At 73.0% G+C, this 13,004-nt stretch carries 11 protein-coding genes, 1 rRNA gene and 1 pseudogene; 11 read left to right on the plus strand and 2 right to left on the minus strand.

The window, feature by feature from the left end; all coding sequences use genetic code 11:
• The 3 genes and pseudogenes from rrf to ACWDX7_RS19345 all read left to right on the plus strand — a co-directional run.
• Positions 1–105 (plus strand): 5S ribosomal RNA (gene rrf, locus ACWDX7_RS19335); the annotation flags it as partial.
• A gap of 673 nt (positions 106–778) precedes the next feature.
• Positions 779–1,741, plus strand: a pseudogene (locus tag ACWDX7_RS19340) (hypothetical protein); the annotation flags it as partial.
• 129 nt (positions 1,742–1,870) lie between these two features.
• Complete coding sequence (locus ACWDX7_RS19345) at positions 1,871–2,707, plus strand: tetratricopeptide repeat protein (RefSeq protein WP_451492863.1); 837 nt, start codon at positions 1,871–1,873, stop codon at positions 2,705–2,707.
• A gap of 77 nt (positions 2,708–2,784) precedes the next feature.
• Here the strand turns inward: ACWDX7_RS19345 and ACWDX7_RS19350 are convergent, their stop codons facing one another.
• Positions 2,785–4,056 (minus strand): DUF1015 family protein, encoded by a 1,272-nt coding sequence (locus tag ACWDX7_RS19350; RefSeq protein WP_451492828.1) that lies wholly within the window; start codon positions 4,054–4,056, stop codon positions 2,785–2,787.
• Positions 4,057–4,151: 95 nt separating this feature from the next.
• On the opposite strand from ACWDX7_RS19350, the gene ACWDX7_RS19355 reads away from it, so the two are divergent.
• From ACWDX7_RS19355 to ACWDX7_RS19370, 4 genes are all read left to right on the plus strand, one after another.
• Complete coding sequence (locus tag ACWDX7_RS19355) at positions 4,152–5,219, plus strand: HAD-IIA family hydrolase (RefSeq protein WP_451492829.1); 1,068 nt, start codon at positions 4,152–4,154, stop codon at positions 5,217–5,219.
• Positions 5,220–5,265: 46 nt separating this feature from the next.
• The gene (locus tag ACWDX7_RS19360) at positions 5,266–6,318 is read left to right on the plus strand and encodes a FecCD family ABC transporter permease (protein WP_451492830.1); all 1,053 of its coding nucleotides are present in this window, start codon (positions 5,266–5,268) and stop codon (positions 6,316–6,318) included.
• Positions 6,315–7,391, plus strand: a complete 1,077-nt coding sequence (locus tag ACWDX7_RS19365) for a FecCD family ABC transporter permease (protein WP_451492831.1) — start codon at positions 6,315–6,317, stop codon at positions 7,389–7,391. Before ACWDX7_RS19360 ends, ACWDX7_RS19365 begins: the two co-directional genes overlap by 4 nt.
• A 112-nt stretch (positions 7,392–7,503) precedes the next feature.
• Complete coding sequence (locus ACWDX7_RS19370) at positions 7,504–8,310, plus strand: ABC transporter ATP-binding protein (RefSeq protein ID WP_451492832.1); 807 nt, start codon at positions 7,504–7,506, stop codon at positions 8,308–8,310.
• A 101-nt stretch (positions 8,311–8,411) separates the two neighbouring features.
• Here the strand turns inward: ACWDX7_RS19370 and ACWDX7_RS19375 are convergent, their stop codons facing one another.
• Positions 8,412–8,759 (minus strand): SCP2 sterol-binding domain-containing protein, encoded by a 348-nt coding sequence (locus tag ACWDX7_RS19375; RefSeq protein WP_451492864.1) that lies wholly within the window; start codon positions 8,757–8,759, stop codon positions 8,412–8,414.
• A 64-nt stretch (positions 8,760–8,823) separates the two neighbouring features.
• Between ACWDX7_RS19375 and ACWDX7_RS19380 the strand changes: the two genes are divergently transcribed.
• From ACWDX7_RS19380 to recN, 4 genes are all read left to right on the plus strand, one after another.
• A complete protein-coding gene (locus tag ACWDX7_RS19380) occupies positions 8,824–9,132 on the plus strand; it encodes a hypothetical protein (RefSeq protein ID WP_451492833.1) in 309 nt (102 codons plus the stop codon).
• Between the two features lie 7 nt (positions 9,133–9,139).
• Positions 9,140–9,955 (plus strand): TlyA family RNA methyltransferase, encoded by an 816-nt coding sequence (locus ACWDX7_RS19385; RefSeq protein ID WP_451492834.1) that lies wholly within the window; start codon positions 9,140–9,142, stop codon positions 9,953–9,955.
• Positions 9,952–10,869, plus strand: a complete 918-nt coding sequence (locus tag ACWDX7_RS19390) for an NAD kinase (protein WP_451492835.1) — start codon at positions 9,952–9,954, stop codon at positions 10,867–10,869. The genes ACWDX7_RS19385 and ACWDX7_RS19390 overlap by 4 nt, the downstream gene beginning before the upstream one ends.
• Before the next feature lie 163 nt (positions 10,870–11,032).
• Positions 11,033–12,769 (plus strand): DNA repair protein RecN, encoded by a 1,737-nt coding sequence (recN, locus tag ACWDX7_RS19395; RefSeq protein WP_451492865.1) that lies wholly within the window; start codon positions 11,033–11,035, stop codon positions 12,767–12,769.
• The last annotated feature ends 235 nt before the right edge of the window (positions 12,770–13,004 follow it).

Raw genomic sequence — 13,004 nt, forward strand, 5'->3', positions numbered from 1 at the left:
AGCGTTAGGGAAACGCCCGGTTACATTCCGAACCCGGAAGCTAAGCCTTTCAGCGCCGATGGTACTGCAGGGGGGACCCTGTGGGAGAGTAGGACACCGCCGAACAATCTTTCAAAGGACCCTTGGTCCAGCGTTCAACGCTGGACCAAGGGTCTTTTTTGTTTTTGTACATCTTTGCGCCGAAGCGCGGCCATGGGTTGGTTGCGCGAGAATGACTAGCGGTACCCCGAAGACAGGAGCTACACCCATGTCCAACTCTCCCGACGATCGTCCGGAGCGCGAGCCTCGGCGCAACGACGGTGGTGACAGGGGCGGCTACCGCGGGGGCCGTGACGACCGTGGCGGTGACCGTGGTGGCGACCGTCCCCCGTTCCGTCGCGACGACCGTGGCGGTCGGCCTGCCGGTGCCGGTGGCGCCGGTGGCGGCTTCCGTCGCGATGACCGCGGTGGTCGTCCGGCCGGCGGTGGCAGCGGCGGCGGTTTCCGCCGTGATGACCGTGGCGGTGACCGTCCGAGCTACCCCCGCCGTGACGATGACCGCGGTGGTCGTCCTGCCGGTGCCGGTGGCGACCGTCCCTCCTTCCCGCGTCGTGACGACCGGGGTGGCGACCGTCCCCCGTTCCGTCGTGATGACCGTGGTGACCGGCCCTCCGGTGGTGGCGGCGGTTTCCGCCGTGATGACCGTGGCGGTGACCGTCCGAGCTACCCCCGCCGTGACGATGACCGCGGTGGTCGTCCTGCCGGTGCCGGTGGCGACCGTCCCTCCTTCCCGCGTCGTGACGACCGGGGTGGCGACCGTCCCCCGTTCCGTCGTGATGACCGTGGTGACCGGCCCTCCGGTGGTGGCGGCGGTTTCCGCCGTGATGACCGTGGTGGCGACCGTCCGAGCTACCCCCGCCGTGACGATGACCGCGGTGGTTTCCGCGGCGGCCGTGACGACCGTGGTGGGGACCGTCCGTCTTTCCCCCGTCGTGATGACCGTGGTGACCGGCCCTCCGGTGGTGGCGGTGGCTTCCGTCGCGATGACCGTGGTGGGGACCGTCCGTCTTTCCCGCGTCGTGATGACCGTGGTGACCGGCCCTCCGGTGGTGGCGGCGGTTTCCGTCGTGACGACCGTGGTGGCGACCGTCCGTCCTACCCCCGTCGTGATGACCGTGGTGGGGACCGTCCGTCTTTCCCGCGTCGTGATGACCGTGGTGACCGGCCCTCCGGTGGTGGCGGCGGTTTCCGTCGTGATGACCGCGGTGGGGACCGTCCCTCCTTCCCCCGTCGTGATGACCGTGGTGGGGACCGTCCGTCTTTCCCGCGTCGTGATGACCGTGGTGACCGGCCCTCCGGTGGCGGTGGTGGTTTCCGTCGTGATGACCGTGGTGGGGACCGTCCGTCTTTCCCGCGTCGTGATGACCGTGGTGACCGGCCCTCCGGTGGTGGCGGCGGTTTCCCTCGTGATGACCGCGGTGGCGACCGTCCGTCCTACCCCCGTCGTGACGACCGTGGTGGCGACCGTCCCCCGTTCCGCCGTGACGACCGTGGCGAGCGTCCGAGCTTCCCGCGCCGTGATGACCGGGGCGGTGACCGTCCGTCGTACCCGCGCCGTGACGATGACCGCGGTGGTTTCCGCGGCGGCCGCGATGACCGTGGTGGCGAGCGTCCGAGCTTCCCGCGCCGTGACGACCGTGGTGGGGACCGTCCGTCCTACCCCCGTCGTGACGACCGGGGCGGCGGTGACCGTGGTGGCTTCCGTGGTCGCGATGACCGTGGCGGCGACCGCGACTTCCGCGCGGACCGCGACCGGGACCCGGTCAAGCGGCTTCCGATCGACGAGGACGTCACCGGCCTGGAGATCGACGCCGATGTGCGTCAGGAGCTGCTGAGCCTGCCCAAGGGGCTGGCGGAGGAAGTCTCCCGCAACCTGGTCATGGTCGCCCGGCTCATCGACGAGGACCCCGAGCAGGCGTACGCGTACGCGCGCATCGCCCTGCGACTGGCCTCCCGTGTCGCCGCCGTCCGCGAGGCCGCAGGCTTCGCCGCGTACGCCACGCAGAAGTACAGCGAGGCGCTCGCGGAGTTCCGCGCCGCCAAGCGCATGACCGGCTCGGTCGAGCTGTGGCCCGTCATGGCCGACTGCGAGCGCGGCCTAGGCCGTCCCGAGCGGGCGCTGGCCATGGCCGGCGAGCCCGAGGTGCAGAAGCTGGACAAGGCGGCCCAGGTCGAGATGCGTCTGGTCGCCGCCGGTGCGCGCCGTGACATGGGGCAGCTCGATGCCGCCATCGTGACCCTGCAGAGCCCCGAGCTGGCCTCCAGCGCCGTACAGCCCTGGACCGCTCGTCTGCGGTACGCCTACGCCGACGCCCTGCTGGCCGCCGGTCGTGAGGACGAGGCGCGCGAGTGGTTCGCCAAGACCGTCGAGGCGGACAAGGACGGGTCCATGGACGCCTCGGACCGGCTCGCCGAGCTGGACGGGGTCGAGTTCGTGGACGCCGCGACGCACGACGAGGACGACGACGATGACGCCGACGACCCCGAGGTGGCCGCGGCCGAGCGTGCCTCGGACGTGGCCGAGTACTACGACGAGGACGACGAGGAGTACGAGCCCCTCGAACCGTCCGAGTCTGACGTCGATGTCGATGTCGATGACACGGATGTCGCCGATGAGATCGTCGTCAGCGGGGACGACGAGCGCGACGCGGGCCACGACAAGGCCTGATATCGGGTGAGACGAGAAGGGCGGTACCCCTCGGGGTACCGCCCTTCCGCATGTCCGGGGTGGCCGACCGGTGAGCGTCAGTCCAGGGTGCGCAGGACCAGGCCGGTGGCCGGCTTGGGGCCGAAGGACGTGGACTTGCGGGGCATCGTGACGCCCTGGCGGGCCAGGTCCCGGACGACTTCCTCCCGTACGGGGTGGAGCAGGACCGCCGTGCCGCCGTGGCGTTCGGCCATGGCGACGGTCGCCGCCGCGTCGTGGATGTACGCGATGTGCTCCGGCGCGTCCGGGACGTGCCAGAGGGCTTCGAGCAGCGTCGCGTGCAGGACGGTGGCGTCCAGCCGGCGCCAGGCCTCGGGCCGGTCGTGCCGGACGGTGCTGTCGAGGAGCGCCAGATCGGGATCGGTGACCAGGTGGAAGGAGCCGTCGCCGGTCAGGAGGAAGGCGTTGCCGCGTTCCGCCGCGTCCGCGAGGCTCTCCAGGGCGAGCGGGAGGGGGCCTTCGACCGTGCGGACCTGGAAGTGCCCTTCGAGCGCGGCGAGGGCCTGCGCGACCGGCAGGCGGCGCAGCATCCGGTGGATGGCGCGCACCTGGAGCGGATAGCGGGCGGTGTCCACGAGGAGGACGAGGCCGAAGTCCCAGGGGGTGGGCGAGCGGTGCTCCTCCTGGAGGCGCAGATACGTCGCCCAGCGGTGGTGGCCGTCCGCGATGAGGGCCTGGCGGTGGGCGAGGTCGGCGGTGACGGCGGCCAGCTCGGCGGGGTCCGTGACGGCCCACAGCCGGTGGCAGAAGCCGTCCTCGGTGACGGTGGCCAGGAGGGGGGCGCGGCCGGCCGCGGACTCGACCACCGCCGCGGCGCCGCCGCCGGGCTCTTCGCCGCGGTAAGTGAGGAGGAGGGGTTCGAGGTTGGCGGAGGTGGCCCGCATCAGGCCGGCCCGGTCGGTGACCACGTCCGGCATGACGTCCTCGTGGGGCAGGACGATGCCCGCTTCGGCGGTGGACAGGGCGAGGGCGCCGATGATGCCGCGCTGGAGCAGGCTGCCCTTGCTCTGCTCGTAGACGTAGAGCGCGGGCTCGGGGTCGGCGCTGAGGATCCCCTCGGCGAGCCAGTGGTGCAGGGTGAGCGCGGCCTGTTCGTTGCGCGCCGCCGGGGTGCCGGCCTGCGGAAGGATCAGGCGGACGATGTTGTGCGGGTCGGCGGATTCGAGGTAGTCGACTCCGTCGGGACGTACGACCACGTCGTAGGGCGGCGAGGTGACGGCGGCCAGACTGCCGACACGCTCCGGGACATAGCGCAGGCCATGGAAGGGAATCAGGCGCAGCCCATGGTCCGCGGTGCCAGATGTGGTCATTGGTGCATGGTATGACCCGTCCCGCGTTACGGGATGATCGGGGGGAAGAGTGAATCAGACAGAGCGATCGTATGACGACATGAGGAGCCGACAGGATGACCGGGCAGAGCAGGACCAGCCCCGCGGCCAGCGAGCGGAGTCTGCACCAGGCGTACGACACGGCTCTGCTGGACCTGGACGGGGTGGTGTACGCGGGTGGGCGGGCCATCGCGCACGCCGTGGAGTCGCTGGCGGTCGCTCGGGCCGAGGGCATGCACCTCGCGTACGTCACCAACAACGCGCTGCGGACCCCGCAGGCCGTCGCGCGGCACCTGGGTGAGCTCGGCATCCCGACCGAGGCGGGCGAGGTGATCACTTCCGCGCAGGCGGTGGCCCGGTTGATCTCGGAGCAGGTCGAGCCGGGGTCGAAGGTGCTGGTGATCGGCGGTGAGGGGCTGCGGGTCGCGCTGCGCGAGCGGGGGCTGGTGCCGGTGGAGTCGGCCGACGAGGAGGGGCTCGCGGCGGTCGTCCAGGGGTACGGGGGTCCGGATCTGGCGTGGGGGCGGTTCGCGGAGGCCTCGTACGCGATCAACCGCGGGGTGCCGTGGTACGCGTCCAACACCGACCTGACGATTCCGGGGGCGCGCGGGATCGCCCCGGGCAACGGGGCGGCGGTCCAGGTCGTACGGATCGCCACGGGCGCGGAGCCGCAGGTGGCGGGCAAGCCGCTGCCGCCGATGCACCGCGAGACGGTGCTGCGGACCGGGGCGAAGCGGCCGCTGGTGGTGGGGGACCGGCTCGACACCGACATCGAAGGCGCCTTCAACGGGAAGGTGGACTCGCTGCTGGTGCTGACCGGGGTCACGGACGCCGAGCAGCTGGTGCGGGCCGAGCCCAAGCACCGGCCGACCTACGTGGACCGGGACCTGCGGGGACTGCTGACCGGGCAGCCGCCCGTACGGGAGCAGGCGGGCGCCTGGCGCTGCGGCGGCTGGTCGGCGGTGGCGAACGACCACACGCTGGACCTGAGCGTGATCATCGACCCGGAGGCGGGCGGGAGCTCGGCGGCGGACGGCGATCCCCTGGACGGTCTGCGGGCGCTGTGCGCGGCGGCCTGGACGGCGGCCGGCGACGGGGCCTGCACGCTGGACGCGAAGAAGGCCCTGACCAGGCTCGGTCTGTGAGCGGCCACGGATCAAGGAGGGCGGAGGGTAGGCTAACCTAACCTCCGTGTTGGTTGAGAGTCCCCCCGAACCCGAACAGAGCACGGCGCCGGCCGTCGTCGCCCGCCCGCGCCACGCCGCGCGCGCCGCCGGCCTGCTCGCCGCCCTCGCGCTGCTGGCGCTGGTCGCGGTGGCGAGCATCGCCGTCGGCGCCAAGCAGATGCCGCTGGACCAGGTCTGGCACGGCCTGTTCGACTACTCGGGGACGCCCGCCGACGTGGTGGTGCGGGACCTGAGGATCCCGCGCACCCTCCTCGGGCTGATGGTCGGTCTCGGGCTCGGCCTGTCCGGCGCCGTCATGCAGGCGCTGACCCGCAACCCGCTGGCCGAACCGGGCATCCTCGGCGTCAACGCGGGCGCCGCGGCCGCCGTGGTCTCCGCGATCAGCTTCCTCGGCGCCGACTCCCTGAGCGAGTACGTGTGGTGGGCCTTCCTCGGCGCCGCCCTCGTCTCGGTGGTCGTGTACGTGCTCGGCGGCAGCCGCAGCGCCACGCCCGTGCGCCTCGCCCTCGCCGGTACGGCGGCCAGCGCCGCCCTCGTCGGTTACATCAACGCCGTGCAGCTGATGGACAGCAAGGCGCTCGACAAGCTGCGCTTCTGGACGGTGGGTTCGCTGGCCTCCGCCAACCTGGACACCGTCCGGCAGGTGGCGCCCTTCCTGCTGGTCGGCGCGGTGCTCGCGCTGTCGCTGGGCCGGCCGCTCAACGCGATGGCCATGGGCGAGGACACCGCGCGCGCCCTGGGCGCCAACCTGACGCGGACCCGGATCGGCGCCATGCTCGCCATCACGCTGCTCTGCGGTGCGGCGACCGCCGCCTGCGGGCCCATCGTCTTCATCGGGCTCATGATCCCGCACCTGGTACGGGTGTTCACCGGCCCGGACATGCGCTGGGTGCTCGCCTACTCGGCCGTGCTCTCACCCGTCCTGCTGCTGGGCGCCGACGTCATCGGCCGGGTCGTCACCCGGCCCGCCGAACTCCAGGTCGGCATCGTCACCGCGCTCATCGGCGGCCCCGTCTTCATCTACCTGGTCCGGCGCAAGAGGATGGCCCAGCTGTGACAGTGACCGCCGCACCCCAAAAAGAACGCACCGGCCGGTCCGGGCCCCGCCCGCTGCGCCTGCCCGGCGGGGTGACCCTGCGCGTGGAGCCGCGCGCCCTGGCCACCGGGGCACTGCTGGCCCTCGCGGTGCTCGCGATGGCCGTCGTACTCATCGGCACCGGGGACTTCCAGATCGCGCCGTGGGACGTCGTACGGACCCTGCTCGGCAACGGCACCCCCGCCCACGACTTCATCGTCAACGACCTGCGGCTGCCGCGGGTCCTGGTCGCCCTGCTCGTCGGCGCGGCCCTCGGGATGTCCGGAGCGGTCTTCCAGTCCGTCTCCCGCAACCCGCTCGGCTCTCCCGACCTGCTCGGCTTCGGGTACGGCTCGGCGGTGGGCGCGCTCACGGTCATCATCGTGTTCAACGGCAGCGCCACCGCGGTGGCCGGGGGCGCGCTGCTCGGCGGCCTGCTCGCCGGCGTCGCCGTCTACCTGCTCGCCTACAAGCAGGGAATCCAGGGCTACCGGCTGGTGCTGGTGGGCATCGGGGCCTCCGCGATGCTGGTCGCCGTCATCCAGTACCTGCTCACGAAGGCCCAACTGGTCGAGGCCACCCGCGCGATGGTCTGGCTGACCGGCTCACTGGCCGGCCGGGACTGGGCGCAGGTCTGGCCGCTCCTGGTGACCTGCGCGGTGCTCTTCCCCCTCGTCCTCGGGCAGGGCAGGGCCCTGCGGATGATGGAGATGGGGGACGACGCCGCGTACGCCCTCGGAGTACGGGTGGAACGCACGCGGCTGCTGCTGATGCTGGCGGCGATCCTGCTCACCACCGCGGCCAGCGCCGCCGCCGGTCCCATCAGCTTCGTCGCGCTGGCGGCGCCGCAGCTGGCCCGGCGGCTGACCCGCTCACCCGGCGGGAGCCTGCTGACGGCCGCCCTGATGGGCTCCGTACTGCTGCTGGTGTCCGACTGGGCCTCGCAGCGGGCCTTCGGCGCCGACCAGCTGCCGGTGGGCGTGGTGACCGGGCTGGTCGGCGGCGTCTACCTGCTCTGGCTGCTCGTCACCGAGCGCAAGGCGGGGCGCATATGACCGCGACGCCGACCGCGCCGACCGCGTTGACGGCCAGTGCGGCGGATCCGACGCGGCGGATCCGGACCCGACGTATCGCAACCCGACCCATCGGAACCAGAGGAGTGGGCAAGTGCAGCGGCTGACCGCGGAGAACGTGACCCTCGGCTACGACCAGCGCGTCATCGCCGAGAACCTGTCGGTGGAGATACCCGACAACTCCTTCACGGTGATCGTCGGCCCCAACGCCTGCGGCAAGTCCACGCTGCTGCGCGCCCTGTCGCGGATGCTGAAGCCGTCCGCCGGACGCGTGCTGCTGGACGGCCAGGCCATCGGCTCCCTGCCGGCGAAGAAGGTCGCCAAGACCCTCGGACTGCTCCCGCAGTCCTCGATCGCGCCCGACGGCATCACGGTGTCCGATCTGGTCTCGCGCGGCCGGTACCCGCATCAGGGACTGCTGCGGCAGTGGTCGCAGGAGGACGAGAGGGTCGTGGTCGAGTCGATGGCCTCCACCGGGGTCGCCGAGCTGGCGGACCGGGCGGTGGACGAGCTGTCGGGCGGGCAGCGGCAGCGGGTGTGGATCGCTATGGCGCTGGCCCAGCAGACCCCGCTGCTGCTCCTGGACGAGCCGACGACCTACCTGGACATCCAGCACCAGATCGACGTGCTGGACCTGTGCGCCGAGCTGCACGAGAACCAGGGGCGGACCCTGGTGGCGGTGCTGCACGACCTCAACCACGCGGCCCGCTACGCCACGCACCTGATCGCGATGCGGGGCGGGAGGATCGTCGCGGAAGGGCCGCCGGCGGAGGTGGTCACGGCCGAGCTGGTGGAGAAGGTGTTCGGGCTGCGCTGCCAGATCATCGAGGACCCGGAGACGGGGACGCCGCTGGTCATTCCGGCGGCGCGGGGCGCCCGGGCGGTGGCTCGCGCCGTGTGACGGTGCGGGGCCGCCCTCGCGCGGCTGCGGTGCGGACGGGCGCCTGCCGGCGCGTGGAGCGGGCGCCTGCCGGCAGGCGGACCGGGTGTCCGCCGGCCTGGCTAGAGCAGGCTCTTGAGCCGGAGCAGGTCGCGGAAGCCCGCTTCCAGCCGGACCCGGCCCGAGGCCCAGGCCCTGGAGAACTTCAGCTCGCCCCCGACCATCGCCACCAGGTCGTCCCCGGTCATCGCAAGCCGGATCTCGGCCTTGGCGGCCGGCGGGCCCGGGGTGAGCGTCTCCACGTGGATCCGGCCGTCCTGGAGGCGCCCCGCGAAGGTCCGGTCCAGGTCGGTGATGTGGCAACTCAGGGAGCGGTCGAGCGCGGCCGCGCCGCGCACGCCGCCTTCGGCCCGCGCGAGACTGCCGGAGAGTCGGTCGAGTGCTTCGCGGCACTCCTCGATCGTAGCCATCGTGATCACGACGGTACCTCAGAGCCATGCGTGGTCGCCGGGCGCTTCGCGGTAGCGTCGGGGCATGACCGACCGAGTGCCCGACGCCGAGCCCGATGGCCTGCCGGACGGCGTGAGCGATGGCATGCCCGTCACCCCGCAGGCGCCTGCCGCCGAAGCCGCCGGGCCGGCCGGGCCCGCACCCCTGGGCGTCGTACGCACCACCACCGGCCACGCCGGTGTGGACGGGCACCTGGCGCGGCTGGCGGAAGCCGACCACCTCGCGGCGGACGGACACCTCGCCGTGTACGAGGATGTCCACAGGGGGCTGCGCGAGGCGCTGACCGCGCTGGACGCACCGCCCGTCCCCGGACCGTACGAAAACAGGAGCTGAACCGAACGTGGCAGGAGTGGCACGCCGCCGCCTGGACGCCGAACTGGTACGCCGCAGCATGGCCCGCTCGCGCGAGCACGCCGCGCAGCTGATCGCCGCGGGCCGGGTGACCGTGGGCGGCGCCACCGCGACCAAGGCGGCCACCCAGGTCGAGACCAGCGCGGCTCTGGTCGTCCTCAAGGACGACAGCGACCCCGACTACGTCTCCCGCGGCGGCCACAAACTCGCGGGCGCGCTCGCGGCCTTCCAGCCGCTGGGGCTGCGCGTCGAGGGCCGTCGGGCGCTGGACGCGGGCGCCTCGACCGGCGGGTTCACCGACGTACTGCTGCGCGCGGGCGTCGACCACGTCGTCGCCGTGGACGTGGGGTACGGGCAGCTCGCCTGGTCCTTGCAGAGCGACGACCGGGTCACCGTCAAGGACCGTACGAACGTCCGCGAGCTGACGGTCGAGCAGATCGGCGGAGTCCCGGCCGACGTGGTCGTCGGCGACCTGTCCTTCATCTCGATCGGCCTGGTGCTGCCCGCGCTGGTGCGGTGCACGGCGCCGGACGCGGACCTCGTGCTGATGGTGAAGCCGCAGTTCGAGGTCGGCAAGGACCGGCTGGGCAGCGGAGGCGTCGTGCGCAGCCCGGAGCTGCGGGCGCAGGCCGTGCGGGAGGTCGCCGCGCAGGCGGCGAAGCTGGGGCTGGGCGTGCTCGGGGTGACCGCCAGTCCGCTGCCGGGGCCGTCGGGGAACGTCGAGTACTTTCTGTGGCTGCGGGCGGGGGCACCGGTACTCGACCCGGCGGATGTCGAGCGTGCAGTGGCGGAGGGGCCGCAGTGACACTTTCAGCAACTTCAGCAGTGGTGCGCAAGGTGTTCCTCCTCGCGCACACCGGGCGGCCGGCGGCCATCCGCAGCGCCGAGCTCGTCGTCCAGGGCCTGCTGCGGTCCGGGCTGGGCGTACGGGTCTTCCAGCACGAGGCGGTGGACCTGCCGCTGCCGCCCGAGGTCGAGCTGGTCAAGGAGTCGGATCCCGGGGTGCTCGACGGCTGCGAGCTGCTGATCGTCCTGGGCGGGGACGGGACGCTGCTGCGCGGCGCGGAGTTCGCGCGTGCCTCGGGGGTGCCGATGCTGGGCGTCAACCTGGGCCGGGTGGGCTTCCTCGCCGAGGCCGAGCGCGACGACCTGGACAAGGTCGTGGACCGGGTCGTGACGCGCGAGTACGAGGTCGAGGAGCGCATGACCCTCGATGTGACCGTGCGCAGGAACGGCGACATCGTCCACCGGGACTGGGCGCTGAACGAGGCCGCCGTCCAGAAGGTGTCGCCGGAGCGGATGCTGGAGGTGGTCCTGGAGGTCGACGGGCGCCCGGTGTCCGGTTTCGGCTGTGACGGCATCGTCTGCGCGACTCCGACCGGCTCGACCGCGTACGCCTTCTCCGCGGGCGGGCCGGTGGTCTGGCCGGAGGTGGAGGCCCTGCTGATGGTGCCGATCAGCGCGCACGCGCTGTTCGCCAAGCCGTTGGTGACCTCGCCGACCTCGGTGCTGGCCGTGGAGGTGCAGACGGGGACCCCGCACGGGGTGCTGTGGTGCGACGGCCGCCGCACGCTGGAGCTGCCGGACGGGGCCCGGGTGGAGGTCCGGCGGGGCGCGGTGCCCGTACGGCTCGCCCGCCTGCACCACGCGTCCTTCACGGACCGGCTGGTCGCGAAGTTCGCCCTGCCGGTTTCGGGATGGCGTGGAGCGCCCCACTAGGCCCGCTGGAGCGCCCGCCGTCGTCACGGAGGGCGCGGGGGCGGCACCTCTTCGCCGGCAGGGGGCCTGCCCCCCTAATAGCACGTCCGTTCGGAGAACTCTCGGCGGGTGACGTCACATGGCACCGGGGAAACCTCGGTATCGTCGTCCCGTGCTTGAGGAGATGCGGATACGGTCGCTCGGGGTCATCGACGACGCGGTGGTCGAGCTGTCGCCCGGTTTCACCGCGGTGACCGGCGAGACCGGCGCGGGCAAGACCATGGTCGTCACCAGCCTCGGGCTGCTGCTCGGCGGTCGCGCCGACGCGGCCCTCGTACGCGTCGGGGCCAAGGCCGCCGTCGTGGAGGGGCGCATCGTGCTGCGGCAGGGCGCCCCCGCCGCGCTGCGGGCCGAGGAGGCCGGGGCGGAGCTGGACGACGGCGCCCTGCTGATCAGCCGTACCGTGTCCGCCGAGGGGCGCTCGCGCGCCCACGTCGGGGGCCGCTCGGTGCCCGTAGGCCTGCTCGCCGAACTCGCGGACGACCTGGTCGCCGTCCACGGCCAGACCGACCAGCAGGGGCTGCTGAGGCCCGCCCGCCAGCGGCAGGCGCTCGACCGTTACGCCGGGGACGCCGTCGCCGTCCCCCTGGAGAAGTACGCGGCCGCCTACCGGCGGCTGCGCTCGGTCGCCGTCGAACTGGAGACCATCACCACCCGGGCCCGGGAACGGGCCCAGGAGGCCGACCTGCTGCGCTTCGGGCTGGACGAGATCGCCGCCGTGGAACCGGTGGCCGGTGAGGACACCGACCTGGCGGCCGAGGCGGAGCGGCTCGGCCACGCCGAATCGCTGTCCTCGGCGGCGCAGGCGGCGCACGCCGCCCTCGCGGGCAACCCGGAGGACCCCGAGGGCATCGACGCGAACACCCTCGTCGGCAGCGCCCACCGGGCCCTGGAAGCCGTACGGTCCCACGACCCGGCGCTGGGCTCGCTCGCCGAGCGGATCGCGGAACTGGGGATCCTGCTGGCCGATGTGGCCGGGGAGCTCGCCGGTTACGCCGACGACCTCGACGCCGATCCACTGCGGCTCGCCGCGGTGGAGGAGCGGCGGGCGGCCCTGACCCAGCTGACGCGCAAGTACGGGTCCGAGGGCACCGTGGACTCGGTGCTGGAGTGGGCCGAACAGGGCGCGGCGCGGCTGCTGGAGCTCGACGGCGACGACGAGCGGATCGCCGAGCTGACCGCGGAGCGGGACGGACTGCGCTCCGAACTGTCCCTGCTGGCCCAGGCGTTGACGGACGCCCGGGTGGAGGCGGCGACGCGTTTCGCCTCGGCTGTCACCGAGGAGCTGGCCTCACTGGCCATGCCGCACGCGCGGGTCACGATCGACGTCCGGCAGGTGGAGGACCCCGACGGCGTGGAGGTGGACGGCCGCCACGTCGCCTACGGCCCTTCGGGCGCGGACGAGGTGGAACTGCTGCTGGCCCCGCACCCCGGTGCCCAGCCCCGGCCGATCGCCAAGGGCGCCTCCGGCGGTGAGCTGTCCCGCGTGATGCTGGCCGTGGAGGTCGTCTTCGCGGGCTCCGACCCGGTACCGACGTACCTCTTCGACGAGGTCGACGCGGGCGTCGGCGGCAAGGCGGCGGTCGAGGTGGGCCGACGCCTGGCGAAGCTGGCCAAGTCGGCGCAGGTCGTCGTCGTCACGCACCTGCCGCAGGTGGCGGCCTTCGCGGACCGGCAGCTGCTGGTCGAGAAGACCAACGACGGGTCCGTGACGCGCAGCGGGGTCACCGTCCTGGAGGGCGAGGACCGCATCCGCGAGCTGTCGCGCATGCTCGCGGGCCACGAGGACTCCGCCTCGGCGCGGGCCCACGCCGAGGAACTGCTGGCGGCGGCGCACGCCGACGCGGACGCGGCCACGTAGAGGGCGGGCCGAGACGGCCGGGTCCGGGGTCCGGGGCGCATCGCGTGCCGGGCCCTTCGCCGAAGCGGAACGGGACGGGGCGGGCCGGGAGGGCCCAGGAGGTCCCGCGAGGGGCCGGGAGCGGGCCGGACGGCGCGGTGCTAGTCCGTGTGGGTGAGCCGGGAGGGCGTCTGACGACATCTCACACCGGATCCGCACCCGTATGGTCCCGGAACGCGCGTGCGGGCTGGCATCC

It is taken from the genome of Streptomyces sp. NPDC003034 (genome assembly GCF_053591375.1).